The 23112-nt window shown below is 61.5% G+C and carries 20 protein-coding genes and 1 other RNA gene; 18 read left to right on the top strand and 3 right to left on the bottom strand.

All coding sequences use genetic code 11. The features are described from left to right. Positions 1-9 precede the first annotated feature (9 nt). Together AD949_RS07150 and AD949_RS07145 are read right to left on the bottom strand one after the other, a co-directional pair. Positions 10-678: a hypothetical protein gene (locus AD949_RS07150; RefSeq protein WP_244463330.1), complete on the bottom strand. Its 669-nt coding sequence runs from the start codon at positions 676-678 to the stop codon at positions 10-12. An 85-nt stretch (positions 679-763) separates the two neighbouring features. Further along, complete coding sequence (locus AD949_RS07145) at positions 764-1036, bottom strand: DUF2312 domain-containing protein (protein WP_025825221.1); 273 nt, start codon at positions 1034-1036, stop codon at positions 764-766. Positions 1037-1297: 261 nt separating this feature from the next. Here AD949_RS07145 and zwf point away from each other — a divergent pair, with 261 nt between their 5' ends. Both zwf and AD949_RS07135 read left to right on the top strand, forming a co-directional pair. Next, complete coding sequence (zwf, locus tag AD949_RS07140; protein ID WP_048835338.1) at positions 1298-2770, top strand: glucose-6-phosphate dehydrogenase; 1473 nt, start codon at positions 1298-1300, stop codon at positions 2768-2770. After that, entirely contained in the window at positions 2767-3222 is a 456-nt protein-coding gene (locus tag AD949_RS07135; protein WP_048835339.1) for a hypothetical protein, read from the top strand. Before zwf ends, AD949_RS07135 begins: the two co-directional genes overlap by 4 nt. Before the next feature lie 30 nt (positions 3223-3252). On the opposite strand, the gene AD949_RS07130 is transcribed toward AD949_RS07135, so the two are convergent. Further along, positions 3253-4314: an alpha/beta hydrolase gene (locus tag AD949_RS07130; protein WP_052944534.1), complete on the bottom strand. Its 1062-nt coding sequence runs from the start codon at positions 4312-4314 to the stop codon at positions 3253-3255. A gap of 75 nt (positions 4315-4389) precedes the next feature. Between AD949_RS07130 and rnpB the strand changes: the two genes are divergently transcribed. The 16 genes from rnpB (at position 4390) to ftsA (ending at position 23102) form a co-directional block, all read left to right on the top strand. After that, positions 4390-4803, top strand: an RNA gene (gene rnpB, locus AD949_RS07125) — RNase P RNA component class A. Between the two features lie 312 nt (positions 4804-5115). After that, positions 5116-5598: a division/cell wall cluster transcriptional repressor MraZ gene (gene mraZ, locus AD949_RS07120; RefSeq protein WP_048835340.1), complete on the top strand. Its 483-nt coding sequence runs from the start codon at positions 5116-5118 to the stop codon at positions 5596-5598. Continuing rightward, the gene (gene rsmH, locus AD949_RS07115; protein ID WP_048835341.1) at positions 5595-6626 is read left to right on the top strand and encodes a 16S rRNA (cytosine(1402)-N(4))-methyltransferase RsmH; all 1032 of its coding nucleotides are present in this window, start codon (positions 5595-5597) and stop codon (positions 6624-6626) included. The genes mraZ and rsmH overlap by 4 nt, the downstream gene beginning before the upstream one ends. Continuing rightward, positions 6623-7633 (top strand): cell division protein FtsL, encoded by a 1011-nt coding sequence (gene ftsL / locus AD949_RS07110; protein WP_048835342.1) that lies wholly within the window; start codon positions 6623-6625, stop codon positions 7631-7633. Before rsmH ends, ftsL begins: the two co-directional genes overlap by 4 nt. Before the next feature lie 33 nt (positions 7634-7666). Beyond that, the gene (locus AD949_RS07105; RefSeq protein WP_048835343.1) at positions 7667-9706 is read left to right on the top strand and encodes a peptidoglycan D,D-transpeptidase FtsI family protein; all 2040 of its coding nucleotides are present in this window, start codon (positions 7667-7669) and stop codon (positions 9704-9706) included. After that, positions 9703-11211, top strand: coding sequence for a UDP-N-acetylmuramoyl-L-alanyl-D-glutamate--2,6-diaminopimelate ligase (locus tag AD949_RS07100; RefSeq protein WP_048835344.1), 1509 nt, complete (start codon positions 9703-9705; stop codon positions 11209-11211). Before AD949_RS07105 ends, AD949_RS07100 begins: the two co-directional genes overlap by 4 nt. After that, a complete protein-coding gene (locus AD949_RS07095; RefSeq protein WP_048835345.1) occupies positions 11208-12593 on the top strand; it encodes a UDP-N-acetylmuramoyl-tripeptide--D-alanyl-D-alanine ligase in 1386 nt (461 codons plus the stop codon). The genes AD949_RS07100 and AD949_RS07095 overlap by 4 nt, the downstream gene beginning before the upstream one ends. Then, positions 12593-13687 carry a phospho-N-acetylmuramoyl-pentapeptide-transferase gene (mraY, locus tag AD949_RS07090; protein WP_048835346.1) on the top strand — a complete coding sequence of 365 codons (1095 nt, stop codon included), beginning with the start codon at positions 12593-12595 and terminating at the stop codon, positions 13685-13687. The genes AD949_RS07095 and mraY overlap by 1 nt, the downstream gene beginning before the upstream one ends. Then, positions 13684-15105: a UDP-N-acetylmuramoyl-L-alanine--D-glutamate ligase gene (gene murD / locus AD949_RS07085; RefSeq protein ID WP_048835347.1), complete on the top strand. Its 1422-nt coding sequence runs from the start codon at positions 13684-13686 to the stop codon at positions 15103-15105. The genes mraY and murD overlap by 4 nt, the downstream gene beginning before the upstream one ends. Then, positions 15105-16268: an FtsW/RodA/SpoVE family cell cycle protein gene (locus AD949_RS07080; RefSeq protein ID WP_048835348.1), complete on the top strand. Its 1164-nt coding sequence runs from the start codon at positions 15105-15107 to the stop codon at positions 16266-16268. The genes murD and AD949_RS07080 overlap by 1 nt, the downstream gene beginning before the upstream one ends. Next, entirely contained in the window at positions 16265-17413 is a 1149-nt protein-coding gene (gene murG / locus AD949_RS07075; RefSeq protein ID WP_048835580.1) for an undecaprenyldiphospho-muramoylpentapeptide beta-N-acetylglucosaminyltransferase, read from the top strand. The genes AD949_RS07080 and murG overlap by 4 nt, the downstream gene beginning before the upstream one ends. Continuing rightward, on the top strand, positions 17410-18840 hold the full coding sequence (gene murC / locus AD949_RS07070; RefSeq protein ID WP_048835349.1) for a UDP-N-acetylmuramate--L-alanine ligase: 1431 nt from the start codon (positions 17410-17412) through the stop codon (positions 18838-18840). Before murG ends, murC begins: the two co-directional genes overlap by 4 nt. Continuing rightward, positions 18837-19784, top strand: coding sequence for a UDP-N-acetylmuramate dehydrogenase (gene murB / locus AD949_RS07065; protein ID WP_048835350.1), 948 nt, complete (start codon positions 18837-18839; stop codon positions 19782-19784). The genes murC and murB overlap by 4 nt, the downstream gene beginning before the upstream one ends. After that, a complete protein-coding gene (locus tag AD949_RS07060) occupies positions 19781-20722 on the top strand; it encodes a D-alanine--D-alanine ligase (RefSeq protein WP_048835351.1) in 942 nt (313 codons plus the stop codon). The genes murB and AD949_RS07060 overlap by 4 nt, the downstream gene beginning before the upstream one ends. Beyond that, on the top strand, positions 20719-21669 hold the full coding sequence (locus AD949_RS07055; RefSeq protein WP_048835352.1) for a cell division protein FtsQ/DivIB: 951 nt from the start codon (positions 20719-20721) through the stop codon (positions 21667-21669). The genes AD949_RS07060 and AD949_RS07055 overlap by 4 nt, the downstream gene beginning before the upstream one ends. Then, positions 21666-23102, top strand: a complete 1437-nt coding sequence (ftsA, locus tag AD949_RS07050; protein WP_048835353.1) for a cell division protein FtsA — start codon at positions 21666-21668, stop codon at positions 23100-23102. Before AD949_RS07055 ends, ftsA begins: the two co-directional genes overlap by 4 nt. Positions 23103-23112: the final 10 nt, after the last annotated feature.

The following is a 23112-nucleotide window of genomic DNA, read 5'->3' as shown; positions in this document are numbered from 1 at the left end:
CCTTTCCCCTTAAAAATCGGCCGGTTTGCGGGGCGGCCAGTTCAGCACGGGCTCAGACCGCCCTGTATTTTCATCATAAGGCCGATTAACGCGCGGCTCTGCTGGCTGCGTGGGTGCGCGTAAAAAATCTGGCCGGTAAGGTGGCTGGTCCGCATCCGGCGCCTGATAGCGACGCATGGCGTCTGCTAAAGGCTCCTTCCGCCCGGACGCATCTTTCTGCGGTTCGTGCCATGGCATGACACGATGCCCCCCGACTTCCCGTGGTTCCGGCTCCAGATTGGGCGCAGGTGGCGCATCCCGGCGCGGTTCATACGCATCGGACACTTTGGGAGTCCGCAGCGGTGTCAGCACAGGGGCAGACAGAATGGGAGAGGGCTGGACGGGTTCCGGCGGACGAATTTCCTCCACCTGCACGCCTTCAGGCGCGGGGGGGCGGAGTAACGACGCATTTTCATGCGCGGGGCGCTCGGACTGTCCCGGCCCCGCAGCCAGACGCATGGACAGCGCCCGCAGCTCGGCCTGCATTTCCTGAATATGCAGTTCCAGTTCAACCAGTCTGCCTTTCACACCAAAAACGGCAAAAGGCATCATCAGAAACGCAAGGCCGAAGACAATAGCAATAGCTATCACCAGCAGTTGCGCCCAAAGCGGCATCCAATCTGGAAACACCACAGACATCATTCCTTACAGACCCGACATGACAGGACTCCATGCAACAGCGGGACGCCCCATCAGGGCACCCGCGGGTGCTACACGGTTTTTATTACATTCCAAGGGCGCGACGATAGATATCAAGCAGGGTTTCCTGCTCTTCCACCTCACTCGGCTCCTGCTTGCGCAGGCGGATAATCTGCCGAATGACCTTAACATCAAACCCGGCGGACTTGGCTTCGGTAAAGATATCCTTGATATCGCCAGCAAGCGCCTTGCGTTCTTCTTCCAGACGCTCGACACGCTCGATGATGCTTCTCAGCCGGTCAGCGGCGATGCCACCCACAGCGGCATCATCACCACCGGAAAATCCTTCGGTATCCATGCTCCAGTTCCCCCGTTTACAGACCGTGTTCCGGGCCAGAATGCGGTAGGCCTTTCGCCCACCACGCCCGAACACCAAAGGCGCGGGCTTATCGCGAGCGGCCCGCGCGGTCAATTACCTTGACAGCCAGAAGCCTTATGGACAAACCGTCTGCCACAACGTTTTCCCGACTGCCCCATTCTTTATCTCTATCCACGGGGAAGAAAGTCTTTGTTTGGGGCTTTTCAAGGGCACCCATAATCCTGCGGGAGTACTCAGGCCATGGCGCACACTAATCGAATTGACCCTTTCGATTTTATTATCTTCGGCGCTACGGGCGATCTGACAATGCGCAAGCTTCTGCCTGCGTTTTTACAGCGCTTCCACGCGCAGGAATTTCAGGATGATGCCAGCATTATCTGTGTGGCACGCTCCGCCCACTCCCCGGACCAGTACCGTGAGCAGGTGGGCCGCGCCTTAAAAGAATTCTCACCCGCTGCCGCGCAAGACACGGAAACGCTGAACAAGTTTCTGGCCATTGTGCAGTATGTCTCGCTCGACGCCACGAAAGAAGACAGTGACTGGACGGCTTTAAAAGACCGCCTGAGCGATGCGGAGCGCACGCGAGTCTTTTATCTGGCCACCAGCCCGGCCCTGTATGCTCCGCTGTGCGCGGCCCTTGCAGACCACAGCCTGATTACCCCCATCACCCGTGTCGTGCTGGAAAAACCCATCGGGGTGAATCTGAAAACAGCGACCGAAATCAATGACGGCGTAGGCCGCTTCTTCTCGGAAGACTCAATCTACCGGATTGACCACTATCTGGGAAAAGAGGGCGTTCAGAACATTCTGGCACTCCGGTTTGCTAACCCGGCGCTAGAAAAACTCTGGTCTTCCGATGCCATTGCGCATGTGCAGATTACCGCGGCGGAAACTGTGGGGGTTGGCAAGCGCGGTCCGTATTACGACGAATCCGGCGCTCTGCGGGACATGGTGCAGAACCACCTGTTGCAGGTGCTGTGCATGGTGGCGATGGATGCCCCGGCCTCCTTGCAGGCTGATGACCTGCGGAACGAAAAGCTGAAGGTTCTGAACGCGCTGCGTCCGATGACGCCGGACATGGTGCGCCACAATGTTATTCGCGGGCAGTACACCGCTGGCCGCATTGATGGGCAGGACGTGCCGAGCTACGCCGAGGATCTGGCCCAGAACCGCGCCAGCAATACGGAAACCTTTGTCGCGATCCGCACTAAAATCCGCTCCTCCCGCTGGGGCAACACGCCGTTCTACCTGCGCACCGGCAAGCGGCTGGCGGCCAAGACAACGGAAATCGTGCTGCAATTCCGCCCGCAGATGTGGCCGATTTTTACCAACACGCCCTCCCCCGGCCGACTGGTTATCCGCATTGCCCCCAAGGAAGGTCTTTCACTCGTTCTGGCGACCAAAGACCCCGGCGCAGGGGGCTTCCGCGTGCGCAATGCAGCGCTTGATATGTCGTACGAGAACCAGTTCACCATCGAATATCATGATTCCTATGAGCGCCTGCTTCTGGACGCCGTACGCGGCAACCCGGCCCTGTTTATCCGCCGGGATGAAGTCGAAGCCTCATGGCGCTGGATTGAACCGATCCTCGACTCATGGCGCCATGCGCTCTCACCGCTAGAACCCTACCCGGCTGGAAGCTGGGGGCCTGCCTCAACCCGCGCCCTACTGGCGCGTGACGGCGCCCTGTGGCACGAAGATATGCTGACATGAACACAAACACACCCAAACCCACCACCCCGCAACTGCGCGGCCCGTTTCGCAAACGCACATTGCGGCAGCATATTCTCCGCCGTCTAATGCTGGTGCTGCCCATTTCCGTGCTGGTGATTGTGCTCGCGAAAAGTGGCGTGCTCGACACGCTGACGGACCGCTACACCTTCCGGCCGGAAAGCTGGTTTGATGATACCGCTCTGGTGCGCCACCTGCGCGTGACGGTCACCCATAACGGCATGACGCAAATCAAGCCGGACTGTCTGCTATTTGTAGTAAATGGTAATGACCCGCCAACGGCCTCCCGCATTGACGTGATGCAGAAAACATCCGGCTCCTGCCCCGGCCCTAAAGGGGAACTGCCCAAACTGTTCACCCTGCGGATTGACCGGATGAACCACGTCATTATGTCCGATCAGGGGTCTCCCACCCTCTTTCACCCAATCCCTTAAGGGTGCGACGCGCTGAACACCTCAGGATGTTCAGCGCGCAAAGGCTTTCCGCAAAGCACGGCCACCCAGCCTGAGCGCGGCTTTACCGTTGGGCATAAGCGCGTAAAAATTCAGGAAACCATGCAGCGCGCCGCGATAGCATTTATACTGCACCGGCACACCCGCCTGCCGTAGCGCCTCGGCATAGGCCGCGCCTTCATCCCGCATCGGGTCACATTCCGCCGTGACAATCACCGCGGGAGCCAGACCGGACAGATCAGGCTTAAGGCCGGGGACAAAGCGCGGGGCGGCCCAGTCTTCCTCCCGCGCAATATACTGGTCCCCATACCACTGCATGGAGGCACGGGAGAGGAAATAGCCTTCCGCATAAAGCTCATGCGAGGGAAAAACCTGCGCGCCATACAGAGAGGGATAATAGAGCAGTTGCAACGCCGGAACCGGCCCGTGCCCCGCCGCCCCATCCTGCGCCAGCACGGCGGACAGGTTGCCCCCGGCGCTATCCCCCGCCACAGCAACCTTGCCTCCCCAAAGCCGTGCGGACAGGTCTGCCAGCCAACGCAGGGCGCATAGCGCATCGTCCGCCGCAGCGGGATACGGATGCTCGGGCGCCAACCGATAATCCGGCAACAGCACCGCCGCACCGGAAACCCGCGCCAGACGGCAGCAAAGCCCATGGTGCGAATTCAGGCCGCAATGCACAAACCCGCCCCCGTGCAAATACAGCACCGCCCCCCGCACCCGCCCATACGGCAGATAAAGCCTTGCCTGCATGGAGCCAGCCGCGCCGGGCACGGAAAGAGACAGAACTTTTCTAATCCCCAGCGAAGAAAGCCGTGTGGGGAAAGACGGCGTATCCATCGCCTTACGAAGGGCCGCCAGAAAAGCCGCCTGTGCCGCGTTTTCATCCCGGAGGCTTTCCGGCACAAGGCTTTCGACCATCGGAACAGGGTTTTGAGGCGTTCTGGCGTTACGCCGCCGCGCCTGCCAGCGTATCCACGCCAGTAGAAGGCGGGAGGACAGGTTGGGACAGGCGGGAACACCCTGAGCGCGCTCAGGCTCGGCAAGAACTCTCATAACACCAGCATACCGCATTCTTGGCGCCTGCCGATACGATTCCGATACGCTTGCCTCTTGACCTGCTGTGCCGCCCGACGCAGGGTGGCGCCGCCAGACGGTCGGACGGTCGCTGTTCTGCATTTTATGCAGGAGGGAGGAAAGTCCGGGCTCCACGGGAGAACGGTGCCAGCTAACAGCTGGCGAGGGTGACCTTAGGGAAAGTGCCACAGAAAACAAACCGCCTTCCGGGCGATGCTCCGTGGGAAACCATGGGACAAAGCTGAAGGTAAGGGTGAAACGGTGCGGTAAGAGCGCACCGCTCCTCTGGCAACAGAGGGGGCATGGTAAACCCCACCGGGAGCAAGACCGAATAGGAGCGGCGGAAATCCGCGAGGATTTCAGGGGTTCTCCCGCCCCGCCGCTCGGGTTGGTTGCGTGAGGCATGCCGCGAGGCGTGTCCCAGACGAATGACCGTCTAGGCTCTTCGGAGCTGGACAGAACCCGGCTTACAGACCGTCTGGCATTTTCTGTTTCTGCCCCATTTGCACCCGCATTGAACGGCTTAAAGCCGATATTTGCGCATATATTCAGAACATTTGAAGAACATGATGTGGCAAAGTGTTATTTATCTCTATTTCATCATTGCTTTCATGTGCCAGAACAGTTTTTCAGAACTACTTTACAAATGGCGGTTTTCTGCTGTTTTTTCTGCCTTTTTCATTTGCGTCCCATAAAATCCCATGCTATCCCATAACACACCATGAAAGTGGTGAAGGTGGCTCCGTTCCCCGCTGTTCTGCGAACGGAAAGGTCTGAATCAGAAGGACATCGTCTTACGTGAGTGTGTTTCTCGGCACGCATGAGAATCGGTTCGACGCGAAAGGTCGCGTTTCGATTCCTGCCGGATTCCGCACTGTTCTGAAGGCGCAGCATACGGAAGGCGATTCACTGGTGATCCTGCGACCCTCCCATACAATGCCCTGCATTGAAGCATGGCCCGCGGGAGCGTTCTCTCACCTCACCCAGCCGCTGGATCGGCTGGACATGTTTTCTGAAGACCATGATGACCTCGCCGCAGCCTTGTATGCGGATGCCTACCCGCTCGACCCGGACCGTGAAGGCCGCATCATCATTCCCGATTTCCTTCGTGAACACGCAGGGATTACGGAAAGTGCAGCGGTTGCGTTCATGGGCGTAGGTCGCACTTTTCAGATCTGGGAACCAAACGCTGCGCGCCAGCGCCGTGAGGAAGCCCGTCAGCGCTCGCGCCGCATCAGCATTCCCGCCGCACGGGATGGACAGGACGGAGGGGCTGCATGAACGCTCTGACTGCTTCCGCCTCACCCCTGCCACTCTCCCACACACCAAATCCGGGCCATGTCCCGGTGATGCTGGCGGAAGTGCTGGACACGCTGAAACCGGCTGACGGCGAGGCCATTCTCGACTGCACGTTCGGCGGTGGTGGTTACACATCCGCCATTCTGAAAAGTGCTGACTGCACCGTATGGGGCATCGACCGTGACCCGGACGCCATTGCGCGTGGGCAGGCCATGGCGGCAGGCTTCACCTCCCCAGCCGGTCAGCCGCGCCTGCACATGCTGCATGGTGGGTTTGGCAGTATGACAGAGTTGACACAGGCCGCCCACGCTCCGGCGTTTGATGGCATTGTGCTGGACCTCGGCGTGTCCTCTTTCCAGTTGGATGAAGCCGAACGCGGCTTTTCCTTCCGCATGGATGGCCCGCTGGATATGCGGATGGCAAAAAGTGGTCGCTCCGCTGCGGATATCGTCAATACCGCGCCGGAAAGCGAACTTGCGGATATTTTCCATTTTTATGGGGAAGAGCGCCACGCCCGCCGCGTGGCCCGCGCCATTGTGGCCGACCGTGTGGAAACGCCTTTTGAAACAACTGCGCAGCTTGCCGGATTGATCCGCCGCGTGGTGCCCGCGGACCGTTCCGGGATTGATGCTGCAACCCGCTCTTTTCAGGGGCTGCGCATTGCCGTGAATGATGAGCTGGGGGAAATAGAGCGCGGCCTGACGCAGGCGCTTGATCTGCTCGCCCCCGGTGGACGACTGGTTGTTGTCTCCTTCCATTCTCTGGAAGACCGCATCGCCAAGCGGGTGATGGGGACTGCAACCGGCAAAACGATAAGTTTTTCACGTTATGATCCGCGTGCGGCATTGACGAAGGGGGATGAACCCGCCTTTATCGCGCTCACCGGGAGGCCCCTTCGTCCGGGTGACGCAGAATGCGTCGCCAACCCGCGTGCCCGCAGCGCCCGCCTCCGCGCTGTGGAAAAACGCAAGACCGATATTTCCTCCTTCGGCAAAGGATTGATCCCATGATCCCCCGGCCCTTTACCTGCTGCTGCGCCGTTCTGGCCATAGCCTCGGGATTTTTCCTTTATACGAAGAAGCATCAGACCACGCTGCTGGACCAGCAGATTTCCAAAATCGTGTCTGACACGGAGCGTGTCCGCGCGCAGACAGCCATGCTGCGCACGGAATGGGCTTTGGAAAACCAGCCGGAAAGGCTGACCCGTCTGGCGGAACATCATCTGGTGGGTCTCCACACCATGGACCCGGCGCAGTTTGTGCGCATGACGGATCTGGCGGCCCGCCTGCCTGCCCCGACCGTCAAAGGCCCGGTTGAAGACCCACGCGCAGGCATGACGGCTGCTACGCTGGCCTCCGCTCTGCCAGCCGCACCTGTGGCGGTAGCGCATCCGGACGTTATTGCTGTTGCCGATAGCAAACCCGCGCGGCCCGCACTCCTCCCGCATCGGGATCATGCGACGGATGATAGCTCAGCCCCAGCGCCTCATGCTGTCATGACTGTTGCGGAAGACGCACCAGCCCGCCCGGCCCCTGCTATCCGTGCGGTTGTGCATCATGAACGGGCATCGCGTCCGACTGCGGATGATACGGACGATGTTGCAATGCGGATGGCGCAACTCAGCGCGCCGGTTCCCGCTGCTCGGCCTGTTACCCCGCGCCATGTTGCCCCCCAGATGGCTGAAGCACCCCGCAGCAGCCAGCCCGTAATACGTACGCCGGTGACGGTTGCCAGCGCGGCAGAGAGTTCTCAGCCTGTGCATCGCCAGAGCGCTCCGGCCCCCACACGCGTTGCGGCGGCAACACCCCGCCCCAGTGTCGCGGACAGCGAGGCAGACTCTCAGGTTCGGCATCCGCTGCCGGTTACTGTGGCAAGCTGGCATGCAACCCGGCAGCATCGGGCCGCAACGCCTTCCGCTGGATATGTTGAAGCCCGGGCAACGTCCTCCTACAGTGGCGGCTCTCTGCTGAGCCACGGGGATGATGCGCTGCCAGCCCCGGTGCCCATGACCAACTGATTTCCCCAGACAACAAGGTGACTTCAATCCGATATGGCCGTTCCGCCGCACGATTATGATACGCCGCCCCCCGTTACGCGCACTGTGCGCGTAACGGGTGAGGATCTTCGTGCGCGTGCCCATCGGGAGCAAATGCATGTCAGATTACTTGGGGTTGCAGGCGGATTTTGCCTACTTTTTACTGTTGTTGCCATCAAGCTATCGGTCGCGACAGTTCTGCACCCCATGGCCCCGGAAAAGCGGCAAATCGCGTCGCAGGTTCCCGAAATTCCCAAAATCGACCCCAAAGGCAGTCTGGCGGGAGATTTCTCTCTCCCGCAGGTACACCGGGCCTCTATTATGGACCGCAACGGGCAGACCCTAGCCCTCTCTCTGCCTGTGGCGCAGGTTTACGCGAACCCGCAGGAACTGATTGACCCACAGGATGTCACCAAAAAACTCAAAACCGTTCTGAAAGACCTGAACGAGGAAGACACCACCCGTAAGCTCTCCCTGCCCAAACAGTTTGTGTATATCGCCCGTAATATTACGCCGCAGCAGGAACTGGCTATTAACAGCATGGGTATTCCGGGGATTTATTTTGAACCCGGAGAGCGTCGCCATTACCCCCTTGGCCACATGGCCGCGCAGATTATGGGCACGGTGGATATTGATGACCACGGCGTAGCAGGCGTTGAGCGGTATTTTGACAAACGCCTGATGAGCGACCACCGCCCGCTCCGCCTCTCTCTAGATGTGCGCGTTCAGTCCGTTGTGCGGGATGAACTGGCAACCGCCATGACGACCTTTCAGGCCATTGGCGCCTGCGCCATTGTAATGGATGTGCGGACGGGTGAAGTCATCGCGATGGTCAGCCTGCCGGACTATGACGCGAACGAGTTTTCCCACGCCACGAACGACGCCCGCTTCAACCGCGCCGTGACCGGCCTGTATGAACCGGGGTCTACCTTCAAGCTGCAAACGGCGGCTATGGGGTTGGAAACAGGAACCATCCATATCTGGGACCGCTTTTCTTCCATTCCCATCCACATTGGCCGCTTCACTATCTCAGACATGAAGAGCGACCATTTTGCACCATGGATGAGCCTGCCAGAAGTTATGGCATTCTCCTCGAACCCCGCCGCCGCACATATCGCGCTGGATGTTGGCGCAACGCGGCAGGCGCAATGGTTCCGTGATCTGGGCTTTTTTGCGCCTGTCCCCATTGAGTTGCCGGAAGCTGCCCGCCCGCTGGTGCCACATCAGTGGGGGATTTCCACAACCATGACGGTCGGGTTTGGGCACGGTATGGCAGAGCCACCGCTGTCCATTGTGCGCGGCACCGCAGCGACGGTAAATGGCGGCATTCTCGTCACGCCGACACTGCTGGAAAAAGAAGACGCTTCTTCCGCCCCCACGCAGGCGACACCCCTTTCCCAAGGCATGCAGACTACAGCACTGGAACAGGCGGAAACCGAGACGACGCCCCCGCAGACCAGCACAAGCGAGGACGACCTTGCTACCCCACAGGGGCGGCGCGTTATTTCTGAGAAAAACTCGGCACTACTGCGCCGCCTGCTGCGTCTGGACGTTACCAGCGGCACGGGACGCACCGCGGAATCTCCCGGCTATTTTGTGGGCGGCAAGACTGGCACGGCGGAAAAAATTGGCCCGCACGGTGGCTACCTGAAACACGTCAATATCTCGGCGTTTACAGGTATTTTCCCGATGAACGCACCGCGTTACGCCGTGTATGTCATGCTGGACAGCCCCAAACCCACACCGCAGACGCACGGCTGGACCACGGCTGGCTGGAACGCCGCGCCTACGGTTTCCAAAATTGTCTCGCGCATCGGGCCAATGCTGCAAATCTTCCCTGATACGGCCCATGCCGCACAGATTGACGCCAGCATGACGCTGCCCATGCACCCGGCTGTGCCTCGTGGTGTGCGCCCACTTGGTCCGGGGAATGACCCCGGAGACCCGCGCAAGGCGGAAGCCGAGCACCGCGCGGCCAAGGCTGCGGAACGCAAAGAACTGGCAGACAGAAAAGCTGCTCTGAAAAAACAGGCTCAGGAGGTGATGGACGAATGACCACACGCCTTTCCACCCTTCTCCAGCCCGTCGGGTTTGCCGCAACAGGCCCGCAGGATGATCCTGCCATTACCGCCATCACAGCGGACAGTCGTGCTGTTAAACCCGGCACGCTGTTTGTGGCGCTGCCCGGCACCAAAAGTGACGGCCGGGCCTTTATTCCCGCCGCCGTGCAGAACGGCACCGCCGCTGTGCTGGCCCCGACCGGCACCGTCTGGCCTGCGGATGTTCCGCCCTGCCCGCTAGTGCTTGCGGAAAACCCACGTCATGTGCTGGCTGTTCTGGCAACGGCTCTTGCCGGGCGTCAGCCGGACTGCCTTGTGGCCATTACCGGCACCAACGGCAAAACCAGCACGACGGATTTCCTCCGCCAGCTCTGGGCGTTGCAAGGGTTGAAAGCTGCGGGCGTAGGCACACTCGGTCTGACGGGCGTAAACGAGACTGGCATTACCATGCCCTCCCTCACCACGCCGGACCCGGTAGCGCTGGCCAATGGGCTGGCGGCCCTTGCTCAGGCCGGTGTTGAGCATGTTGCGCTGGAAGCCTCTTCCCACGGATTGGAACAGGGGCGGCTGGATGGGCTGCATCTGTCCGCTGCCGGGTTTACCAACCTGACGCGCGACCATCTGGACTATCACGGCACTCTAGAAGCCTACCGCGTCGCCAAGCTGAAACTGTTTGAAACCGTGCTGCCCGAAGGTGGGCTGGCCGTTGCCAATGCGGATATGGATGCACAGACGCTGGCAGACCTGCGCGCCATTGCGTCCTGTCGTGGGCTCAAGCTGCGGCTGACGGGAGAAAACGGCACCACTTTACGCCTGCTGCGCCACACGCCGCTGCCCTCCGGGCAAGAGCTGGAACTAGAGGTCTGTGGCCAACGCCAGACAGTCTCTCTCGCACTGCCGGGCCGTTTCCAGATCGATAACGCCTTGCTCGCCGCCGCCCTTGCTGCGCCGGATGACGCTGCCCTCCCCGCGATGATTGCGCTGCTGCCGCAGTTACAAGGTGTGCGCGGGCGGATGGAACGCGCGGTCGTTCTGCCCAACGGCGCCAGTGCTTATGTGGACTATGCCCACACGCCGGACGCCCTCGCCCGCCTGCTGGCCTCTCTGCGCCCCCATGCGCACGGCAAGCTGGTTGTGGTCTTTGGTGCGGGCGGTGACCGAGACCGGGGCAAACGCCCGCTCATGGCGCAGGAAGCCGCACGCGGGGCGGACATCGCCATCATCACGGATGACAACCCCCGGACGGAAAACGCCGCGGCCATCCGCGCGGAAGTGCGCACAGGTGCCCCGGATGCGCTGGAAATTGGCGGGCGTAGGCAGGCCATTGCCGAAGCCCTGACCCTGCTTGGCCCGGATGATGTGCTGGTTGTCGCCGGGAAAGGCCATGAGCAGGGCCAGATTATCGGCACGGAAGTCCATCCGTTTGATGATGCCGCCGTGCTGCGCGAACTCGCCGGTGCCCCGACGCATAGTTCCTCAAAACAGGCAGACCGGGCATGACGGCACTCTGGACGCGCGATGAACTGGAAGCCGCCACGGGCGGCACATTCGCTGGCCCATGCACCCCGGTTGTCACCGGCATTTCCATTGATACCCGGACACTCGCACCCGGTGATCTGTTTGTCGCCCTGAAAGGCGATAACAGTGACGGCCACGCGCACATCGCCATGGCGCTGGACAAAGGGGCTGCGGCGGTTCTGGTGCATGACACCACCAGCAACACGGACCCGCGCCTGCTGGTGGTGGAAGATACCATGGCGGCCTTGCAGGCGCTGGCCCGCGCCGCACGGGCGCGTTTTACCGGCAAGATGGTGGCTGTAACCGGCAGCGTGGGCAAAACCACCACCAAGGAAATGCTGCGGCTGTGCCTCGGTGCGCTCGGGGCCACCCATGCGGCGGAGGCTTCCTACAATAACCACTGGGGTGTGCCCCTCACGCTGGCCCGCCTACCGCGTGATGCGGCCTTCTGTGTCAGTGAAATCGGCATGAACCATCCGGGGGAAATCCTGCCGCTGGCCAGCATGGTGCGCCCGGACATTGCCGTTATCACCACCATTGGCTCCGCCCATCTGGGCTATATGGGCAGCGTGGACGCCATTGCGCAGGAAAAAGCGGAACTGATTACCGCACTCCCCACAGGCGGCGTAGCCATTGTGCCGGATGATGCGCACGGCCAGTCCTTTTTTGCCGCCGCCGCCCGGCAGGCTAACGCGACCCTATGGCACACCGGCCTGAAGCGTGACAGCTTTGTGCATCTGTCCGGCCTGAAAGCCATTGAAGGTGGCAGCGAGTTTACCGCCCATGCGGGCAGCCGCTCCGTGCCCGTCACGCTTCACGCCCCCGGCACCCATCTGGCCCGCAACGCTCTGGCGGCGCTGGCCGTGTGTGCCGCTCTGGGGGGTGATCTCGGCAAGGCCGCGCAGGCTCTTGCCAACTTCCGCCCCGGGAAGGGGCGCGGCGCACTAGCGCAGATTGCTGGCGGGAGCGTAACCCTGCTGGATGAAAGCTATAATGCCTCCTCCGCCTCCATCCGTGCGGCACTGGATGTTCTCCATCACCTTCCAGTCACACGCCGCATTGCCGTTCTGGGCGATATGCGTGAACTGGGCGATTTTTCCACCTCTGAGCATCAGGCACTGGCCCAGCCCGCCGCCGATGGTGCCGACCTTGTTTTCTGTTGCGGACCCCATATGAAATCCCTTTTTGATGCCCTGCCCAAATCGGCACAGGGCGCTTGGGCGCAAGACGCCGCCACTCTGGCTCCTCTGGTTTGCGCGGCCCTGCGCAAGGGGGACGCCATTCTGGTCAAAGGCAGTCTGGGGAGCCGCATGCGGGACATCATTACGGCGCTGAACAGCCTGAACACCGTGGAGCCCGCCTGATGCTTTATTTTCTGGTCTCCCACCCGCTGACAGACGCACATATCCCGCTGCTTAACCTGTTCCGCTACATTACGTTCCGGGCCGGGGCTGCCTGCTTTACGGCACTCGCCATCAGCCTGCTGCTGGGCCGACCGCTCATTGCCATGCTGCGCCGCATCCAGCGCGGTGGGCAGCCCATCCGCGCCCTTGGGCCAGAACGGCACCTGCTGGAAAAAGCCGGCACGCCAACCATGGGTGGTGTGCTGATCCTGATCGCGCTGTTCGGCTCCACGCTGCTGTGGGGTGACCTTGAAAACGGGTTTGTCTGGGCCGTCATGCTCACCACGCTGGCGTTTGGCGCTGTGGGCTTTGCGGATGATTACCGCAAACTGGCCCGCCGCAATACGGATGGCGTCTCCAAGCGGATGCGGTTGGGGTGTGAATTCTCCGCCTCCCTGCTGTGCGGCTGGTTCCTGCAAACCCTGATGCCGGATGACCTGACCAATCAGCTCGCCTTTCCCTTTGTGAAAGACCTGCTGCTTCCGCTCGGGTTTGCGTATCCCATCTTCGCCATGCTCACCATTACCGGCTTCGGCAACGCCGTGAACTTTACCGACGGGCTGGACGGACTGGCCATTGTCCCGGTGGTGATTGCGGCCCTGGTGTTTGCCATCCTCTCTTATGTTGTCGGCAACCATGTTTTTGCGGATTATCTACAGGTTCATGCCGTGCCCGGCACGGGGGAACTGGCGGTTTTCTGCGCGGCTCTGGTTGGGGCGGGCCTTGGGTTCCTGTGGTTCAATGCCCCTCCGGCGTCCGTCTTCATGGGGGATACTGGCTCCCTGTCTCTCGGCGGCGCGTTGGGAGCCATGGCGGTTGCCATCAAGCACGAGCTGGTTCTGTGCATTGTGGGCGGTCTGTTTGTGGTGGAAACGCTGTCCGTGGTTATTCAGGTGTTCTGGTACAAGCGCACCAAGCGACGGGTGTTCCTTATGGCCCCCATCCATCATCATTTTGAAAAAAAGGGCTGGGCTGAGCCTAAAATCGTTATCCGTTTCTGGATTGTTTCCGTCATTCTGGGGATGTGTGGCCTCGCCACGCTGAAACTGCGATGAGCGCCTTTCCCCCCACCCTTTTTACCGGCCAGCATTTTGCTGTGCTGGGTCTGGGCCGGAACGGCCTGCCCGCTGTCTGCGCCCTCGCACAAAGCGGGGCGACCGTTCAGGCGTGGGATGATGGCGAGGCTGCCCGTGCAGCGCTCGCCAAAGCTATAACTGGGCTACCGCAGGACGCAGCGGCCCGGATTACCTGCGCCCCCATTGAAAGCCTTGCTGGCGCGGATGGTCTCGTTCTTTCCCCCGGTATCCCGCATGTCCTGCCCAAACCGCATCCCGTTGCTCTCATGGCGCAGGAAGCAGGGGTGCCGATCCTGTCCGATGCGGAACTACTGTATCGCGCCGTGCGCAAATCAGGCAGCAAAGCACGGTTTGCGGGCATTACCGGCACCAACGGCAAATCCACCACCACCACTCTGCTGGCGCACATTCTGGCCGAAGCCGGGGTGCCTGTTGCGGCGGGCGGCAATCTTGGTCCGGCCGCTCTTGCCCTGCCTTTGCTGCCGGACAACGGCGTGTATGTGCTGGAAATGTCGTCCTACATGCTGGAACGGCTGGACACGCTGCGTTTTGACGCGGCCTGCCTGCTGAACCTGACCCCGGACCATCTGGACCGCCATGCTGGCATGGACGGCTATGCCCGCGCCAAAACCCGCGTCTTTACCGGGCAGACCGCGCAGGATCTGGCCGTAATTGGCGTGGATGATGATTATTGCCGCGCCATTGCCAGAACGCTTAAATCTGGCCCCGCGCAATGCCTGACCATCTCCGGCACCAACCCGGACAGTGATCTTTACGGTCAGGATAACGCCATCTGGCGGGCTGGTGAGCGCCTCGCGCGCCTCGGCCCGGCTCTGCCCGGTAGCCACAATGCGGAAAACGCTGCCGCGGCCTGTGCCATGGCGCGCTTTCTGGGCGTGTCTGACGCACAACTGGCAGCAGCCCTTCTCTCCTTCCCCGGCCTGCCCCACCGGCAGAAGTTGGTGGCCGAACAGAATGGCGTAGCCTTTATTGATGACAGCAAAGCCACCAATGCCGATGCCGCCGCCCGAGCATTGGGCTGTTATGACCGCCTGATCTGGATTGCAGGCGGCATGGCAAAAGAGGGAGGCATTGCCTCGCTCACGCCGTATTTTCCGCGCATTGTACATGCGTTCCTGATCGGGCGAGACGCAGCACAACTGGCCGAAACACTGGCAGCGCATGGGGTTCCCTCCACGCTGTCCGGCACGCTGGAAGCAGCTGTTCCTGCAGCGTATGCGGCCGCCCGAAGCACGGACACCCCTGTGGTGCTGCTCTCCCCCGCTTGCGCCAGTTTTGACCAGTTTTCCGGGTTTGAAGCCCGCGGAGTGCGTTTTCTGGAATGCGTCCGCGCGGTTACGGACCAGCCACAAACCGGAACAGGAAAGGCCGACTGATGGCAGGCTCCCGCCTTGATGACTCCCTGTTTGGGCGCTGGTGGCGCAATGTGGACCGCACCACGCTGGTCTGCGCGTTCATTCTGATCGGCTTCGGGTATATCCTGATGCTGGCCGCAAGCCCGGCTGTTGCGGTGCGTATTGGCGCTTCCCGCAATATGTTCATTTTCAAACAGGTGATGTTCCTCAGTATTGCGGGATTTATTGTGGTGAGTGTCTCCATGCTCTCCCGCAAGACTGTGCTCAGGCTTTCTCTTGTCGGTGGCGCGCTGATGCTGGGTGCTACCGCGCTCACGCTGGTGCATGGGATTGAAATCAAGGGCGCACGCCGGTGGATTGCCCTGCCGCTGATGTCCCTCCAGCCGTCTGAGTTTCTCAAGCCTTGCTTTGCGGTGGTCACTGGTTGGCTGCTCACCAAACGCCGCGTCACCCGTTATTTTCCGGGGATGCTTCTGGCATTCGCGCTGTTTGGCGTCATTCTGATGCTGCTGAAGTCCCAGCCGGATATCGGGATGCTCACGGTTATCACCACCGTTTTCATGACCCAGCTTTTTGTGGATGGGCTGAACCTCATTCTGGTCGGGCTGGGCGTTGCCATCATGATTGGCGCGGGCATTGCCGCATTCTTCCTCTTCCCGCATGTGCGCTCCCGCGTGGAGCGCTTTATGCACCCTAATGTGGGCGACCATTACCAGATTGATACCGCCCTGCGCGCCTTCGGCAATGGCGGTCTGACTGGCCGTGGCCCCGGCGAGGGCCGGGTGAAAGACTTGCTGCCCGATGCTCATGCGGACTTTGTGTTCGCCGTGGCGGGGGAAGAATATGGTCTGATTGTCTGCATGCTCATCATCTGCGTGTTTGGCGTGATTGTGGTCCGCACCCTGCTCCGGCTGATCCGGGAGGATGATCCGTTCATCGTCATTTCCACCACCGGGCTGGTGACAGGTTTCGGCCTTCAGGCTTTTGTGAATATGGCGTCCTCCTTGCATCTCATCCCCACCAAGGGCATGACGCTGCCTTTCATTTCCTATGGCGGGTCCTCCGCCATGTCCGTCGCACTGGCCATGGGCATGGTTCTGGCACTTACACGGCACCAGCCGGGTGAGCGGTCGTCGGGTAAAGGAGGCTTCATGACCACTCTCAGACAATGGCGGCCTGTATGACCCAACGCACTATCGTCATTGCCGCAGGCGGCACCGGCGGACATTTCTTTCCGGCTGAAGCACTAGCCGATGCTCTGGCAGAACGCGGCCACCGGCTGGTGCTGATGACAGACGCCCGGGCCGGTGCCCGCGCGACAGGCGTTTTTTCACGCGGGCCGCAATATGTTCTGCCGGGGGCTGGTGTGGCCGGGCGCGGACCGCTGCGAGCGTTCAAATCTGGCCTCACCCTGCTGAGCAGCGCTTGGAAGGCGCGTTCCATCCTGCGCAGCATACAGCCGGACGCCGTGGTGGGTTTTGGCGGCTACCCCTCCGTGCCGCCGCTGTTGGGTGCGCGCCTGCTGGGCCGCAAACATCCCGCCCTGATTATTCATGAAGGCAATGCCGTGCTGGGCAAGGCCAACGCCGTGCTCTCCCGCTTTGCGGATGTGATTGCCACCTCTTTCCCCTCCGTCGCCAAACTGCCGATCGGCGCCCGCACGGCCTTTACCGGCATGCCCGTCCGCCCCGCCATTGCCGCTCTGGCAGGTGAAGGCTGGACCATGCCGGACCAGACCATCAATCTGCTGGTCTGGGGCGGGTCCCTCGGGGCCAGTGTCTTTGCAAAAGTGGTGCCCGCGGCCCTTGGCAAACTGCCGGAAGCCCTGCGCGCCCGCCTGCATGTCACGCAGCAGGCACGGCAGGATGATCTTGAAGCCACGCGCAAGGCCTATGCCGATATGGGCATTACCGCCCGCGTGGAGCCTTTCCTGCATGATGTGCCCGCCCTGTTGCAGAGCGCGCATCTCGTCATTGGCCGGGCTGGTGGCTCTTCCGTTGCGGAAATCACCACCGCTGGCCGCCCCTCCATTCTGGTGCCCCTGCCCATTGCCGCGAGCGATGAGCAGACCGAAAACGCCGATGCCATCACCACCGCCGGTGCAGGCTGGATGATCCGCCAGCCCGACTTTACCGCCGTGGCACTGGCAGACCGCCTGAATGACCTCCTTACGGCCCCGGAAGAGCTGGCGCGCGCAGCGGCCGCCGCAGCCTCACTCGCCCGCCCGGATGCCGCCACCCGACTGGCCGATATTGTAGAAGAATGCTTGCACCTTTCCCCATCGCCCGCCTATCCGACGCCCCCCAGCCAGACGGAATCCAACGCATGAGAGCCCTGCCCCTTTCCATCGGAACCATTCATTTTGTCGGGATTGGTGGCATCGGCATGTCTGGCATTGCCGAGGTTCTGTCCATGTTGGGCTATTCCGTTCAGGGGTCAGACATTGCGGAAAGCGCTAATGTCAAACGGCTGCGCGCTGCGGGTATTCCCATTACCATCGGCCATGCGGCGGAAAATCTGGGCGCGGCTCAGGTTGTTGTGATCTCCACCGCTGTCAGCCGGGACAACCCGGAAGTCATGGCAGCCCGCAGCCGCCTGATTCCGGTGGTGCGCCGCGCGGAAATGCTGGCGGAACTCATGCGCCTGCGCTGGTCCGTGGCCGTTGGCGGCACACACGGCAAAACCACCACCACCAGCCTGATTGCCGCCGTGCTGGAAGCAGCAAAGCTGGACCCGACCGTGATCAACGGCGGGATTATTGAAGCCTACGGCACCAACACGCGCATGGGCAAAGGCGACTGGATGGTGGCGGAAGCGGATGAGAGCGACGGCTCCTTCCTGCGTCTGCCCTCCGTGATTTCCGTCGTGACCAACATGGACCCGGAACATCTGGACCACTGGGGTTCCGCCGAGGCCATGGAAGCGGCGTATGACCAGTTTGTCTCCAACGTACCGTTTTACGGCTTTGCCGTGCTGTGCATAGACCATCCCGCCGTGCAGCAGATGATCCCGCGTATGTCAGACCACCGGATTGTCACCTACGGGTTCTCCCCGCAGGCGGACGTGCGAGCTGAAAAACTGATTACCGACAAGATGGGCGCGACGTTTGAAGTCACGCTGACAGACCGCTCCACCCGCCACACCCGCAAGGCTGGCCCGTTCCGCCTGCCCATGCTGGGTGCCCACAACGTGCAGAACGCGCTGGCCGCCATTGCCGTGGCAACGGAGATGGATATCAGTGATGACGTTATCCGCTCCGGTCTGGCCGCCTTCCGTGGCGTCAAGCGTCGCTTCACACGCACGGGCGAATATAACGGCGTAACGGTCATTGATGATTACGGTCATCACCCGGTAGAAATTGCCGCTGTGCTGAAAGCCGCGCGGCAGGCCGGGGCGAACAAGGTGATTGCCGTCATGCAGCCGCACCGTTATTCGCGCCTGAAAATGCTGTTCTCGGACTTCTGCACCTGCATGAATGATGCGGATACCGTCATTGTGTCGGATATCTACGCCGCAGGGGAACAGCCCGACCCGGATGTGAGCCGTGACAAACTGATTGAAGGCCTGCGTGAACGCGGCCATCGCTCCGTGGTGCCGCTTTCCAGCCCGGACCATCTGGCGGAAATGATCAACGCCATCGCCAAACCGGGTGACTATGTGGTCTGCCTTGGCGCAGGCACCATTACCAACTGGGCGCAGGCATTGCCGGAACAGCTTGCCGCCCTGAACGCGGCCGATGGCGGGCGCGCGGCATGAGCCTGTCTTCCACGTCCATGACGGATCTGGTGCAGCAGGCCTTTGCGGAAACCCGTGGCCGCCTGACACCGCAGGCCCCACTTGGCCCACGCACATGGTTCCGCGTGGGCGGTGCCGCGGAATGGATGTATCAGCCTGCGGATGCGGAAGACCTTGCCGCTGTCATGCAGCGGCTTTCCCCCGAACTGCCGGTGACGGCACTCGGAGCCTGCTCGAACGTGATTATCCGGGATGGCGGGTTGGACGGCATTGTGATCCGTCTGGCACGTGGCTTCTCTGACATTACGGTGGAAGAAGACGGGCTGGTGGTCGGCAGCGCCTGTCTGGATGCGACGGTGGCTGAATACGCCGCACAGGCGGGACTGGCCGGGCTGGAATTTCTGGCGGGTATCCCCGGCTCCATCGGCGGAGCGGTGCGGATGAACGCCGGTGCCTACGGGTCTGACATCGCCACCGTGCTGGACTGGGCGGACATCATCACGCGGGATGGCAGCCTGATACGGTTGGATGCTGGCGCGCTGAACTTTGGCTATCGCCGCTCCGGCCTGCCGGAAGGCGCGCTTGTCATCCGTGCCCGCCTGCGTGGCACGCCGGACAAGCAAGCGGATATTGCCGCCCGCATTGCTCAGGTCCGCGCAGCGCGGGAACTCTCGCAGCCCGTACGCGCCAGAACCGGCGGCTCCACTTTCCGTAACCCCGACGCGGATATTTCCCCGCGCAAGGCGTGGGAGCTGATTGACGCCGCCGGATGCCGTGGCCTGACGCGCGGGGATGCGCAGGTCAGCGAAAAACACTGCAACTTCCTGATCAACCTCGGTCAGGCCAGTGCTGCCGACCTTGAAGGTCTGGGTGATGACGTGCGGCAGCGTGTGGCCCAGCACTCCGGGGTTCAGCTCCATTGGGAAATCAAACGCATCGGCAAGGCAGAAGGACCCTCCGCATGAGCAGCACAAAACGGATTACCGTTCTGATGGGTGGTATGTCTTCCGAGCGGGATGTCAGCCTCTCGTCCGGCAAGGGGGCTGTGGAGGCTCTGCGCAGCCTCGGCCATACCGTGACACCACTGGATGCCGGAGCAGATCTGGCCGCACTGGTAACAAGCCTGACCGAGCAGAAACCTGACGTCGTGTTCAACGCCCTGCACGGACGGTTTGGAGAAGATGGCTGTATTCAGGGCGTTCTGGACTGGATGGGTCTTCCGTACACCCACTCCGGCGTGCGGGCCTCCGCCACTGCCATGGATAAAGCCGCCGCCCGCGCCGTTTTTCTCGCCGCCGGTCTGCCAGTGGCGGAAGGCCGGGTGATTGCCATTGAAGAACTGGCCAAAGCAGACCCGCTACCGGCCCCATATGTTGTCAAACCTGTGAGCGAAGGCTCGTCCGTCGGTGTCTCCATTGTCCGGCCCGGCTCCAACACGCGGCAGGAAATTGTAAAAAACTGGTGCTACGGCCCGCATGCGCTGGTGGAAGATTTTATCCCCGGCAAGGAAATTACGGTTGGGGTTCTGGGAGACCGCGCCCTAACGGTCACGGACATCACGCCCACCCCCGGTGCCGGGCATGATTTTTATAATTATGACGCCAAATATACCAGCGGCGGCTCCAGCCATGTGCTGCCAGCACTGATTGATGACGTCGTCAGCAAAGAAGCCTGCGCCGTGGCCGTGGCCGCGCATCAGGCTCTTGGCTGCTCTGGCGCGTCTCGTTCAGATTTCCGGCTGGATGATACCGGCCCCGGTCCGGCGCGGCTCATTCTGCTTGAGGTCAATACTCAACCCGGCATGACGGCCACCTCCCTGCTGCCCGAACAGGCCGCCTATTGCGGCATCAGCTACCCGGAGTTGTGCGGCTGGCTGGTTGATCAGGCAACCTGCCGCCAATGAGAGTCCCCTCCTCCCCGTCTGATCGTCCGTCACGCTTCGGGTTGTTTGCCCGGCGGCAGAAACGGCTGGTCCGCCCCCTGTTTGGCGTGCTGTTTCTGGCGGCATTAGGAGGAGGAGGGTATCTGTATCTCCAGCAACCCGGCGCGCAGGAGCGTCTGGCCCCGCTGCGCGACAAAGTTCTGAGTTCAGCACCCTTGCGTATCACAAAAATTCAGGTGCAGGGCGCGCAACTGACCAGTGACTCCGCTATCCACAAGGCGCTTGGCGTCTCCGTAGGGGACCCGGTGCTGAATTTCAGTGTCTCCGAGGCGCGGGACCGGCTGAACGCCCTCCCCTTTGTGGACCATGTCACGGTTGAGCGGCATCTTTCCGGGGAAATTACTGTCACCATTACCGAGCGTCCGCCCTTTGCTGTCTGGCAACATCAGGGCCATTTTGAACTGATCGACAAGCAGGGCAAGCGCGTGCCGGATCAGGGCATGACGGGCAAGGACGCCGAAGCCTTTACCAAACTGCCGCTGGTGGTGGGGGATGGCGCGAATGACGCCGCTGCCGCGCTGATTGACGCACTAGGGCAGGAACCCACCGTGCGGGACCATGTGATTGCCGCCGTGCGGGTCAGCAGCCGTCGCTGGAATCTGACGCTGCGGAATGGCGCTACGGTTCTACTGCCCGAAGGCGAGGAAATTCCGGCTATTCACCGCCTCGCCAAGCTGGACGCCACCACGCATCTGCTCGACCGCCCGGTGGTGCTGATTGATATGCGCCTGCCCGACCGCCTGACCATTCGGGAACGTCCACCGCAACCCGACCCGGCACCGCAGTCCGGCACGAATGCTGCCCCCGCCAATGTTCCCGGGGGTGCTCCCGGCGGCCACGCCCCGCAACAGCCTCCATCACAATCCGGCAGCACTCCGCCCGCTGGCCGTCAGGGAAGTCCCGCATGATCAACCGCGCGCGCCCGTCCTTTTCGCTCAGTTCCGATGCTCAGTCCCGCTTACGCAAAAAAGCCGGAACAGTATCCGCCTCGTCCAGTCTGCGGATGAGCGGGGATGACACCATTCTCCCGCTCCCCCCCACCGAGACCAACAAACGCCCGCGCGCGTGGCGTAACGGCTATTCCGCGGTGCTGGATATTGGCTCCACCAAAATCACGTGCCTGATTGGTAAAGGCGAGCCCAATGGCAACTTAAAGGTGATTGGCTGCGGGTGGCGTCGCTCCGCCGGTATCCGGAACGGAGCGATTACCGACCTGCAAGCGGCGGAAGCCGCCATCCGCGCGACGGTCGGACAGGCCGAACTCATGGCGGAACGGACGATTGACCGCGTGGTGGTCAATCTCTCCTGCGGGCATCCGGCTAGCCGCTTGTTCAATGTGCGCTGGCCGGTCGGCGGGCGCGTGGTGACGGAAGCCGATATTCGCCGGGTTGTCACGGAAGGACGCGTGCAGGCCACCGTGGACGGGCGCGATGTAGTGCACACCCTGCCGATTGATTTTACCGTGGATGATACGGAAGGCGTGGCCGACCCGCGCGGCCATTTGTGCGAGACCCTGAAGGCCCGACTGCATATTATTGATGCTGCCTCGACGGCGTTGCTGAACCTTGAAACCGTGCTCAGCCGCGCGGAATTGAAAGTGGAAGCACTGGTTTCCTCCCCGCTTGCCTCCGGCCTGTCCGTGCTGGATGCGGATGAACGGGAACTTGGCACAACCGTTGTAGAAATGGGCGGTGGCACAACCTCACTCGCCGTATTCGGGGAAGGCCAGATTTTGCACACGGCACAAATCAGCGTTGGCGGACTGCATGTGACGCGCGACATCGCGCGCGGACTCAGCACTTCTCTGGAAAATGCCGAGCGGCTCAAGACAGTTTACGGAAGCGCTGATCTCTCGTCCGATGTGGAAGATGAAATTCTGACTGTTGAGCTTCTGGGCAATGATGTTCCTCATTTTGAACAGATTTCACGTGCACAGCTTGGCCGTATCATCCGCCCACGTATGGAAGAAACTCTGGAACTGGTGCGTGAAAAACTGGATGGTGCGGGGCTGGGCAATGCCGCCAGTGGCCGCATCGTGCTGACAGGCGGTGCCTCCCTGCTAGACGGCATGCGCCCGCTGGCGGAACGTATTCTTGGCGCATCCGCCACTAAAGGGCGCAGCGGAGGGCCTGCTTTTACACGCTCAGTCCGCCTTGGTCGGCCAAAGCATATTCTGGGACTTCCGGAAAATACTGCTGCGGCTGCGGGTTTTGCGACAGCGGCCGGTCTGCTGTCTTGGGCCGCCAGCGCGGAGCGTCCATTTGGGGATGTTGAATTCCGCGAAGCCCCGCCTTCTGGCACTTTACAAAGACTAGTCGCTTTTATTCGCGGCAGAGTCTGATATACTTAGA

Source organism: Acetobacter orleanensis, from assembly GCF_001581005.1.
GTDB lineage: Bacteria > Pseudomonadota > Alphaproteobacteria > Acetobacterales > Acetobacteraceae > Acetobacter > Acetobacter orleanensis.
Note: the sequence above shows the minus strand (reverse complement) of the source record. Positions and strands in the feature narration are given on the sequence as shown.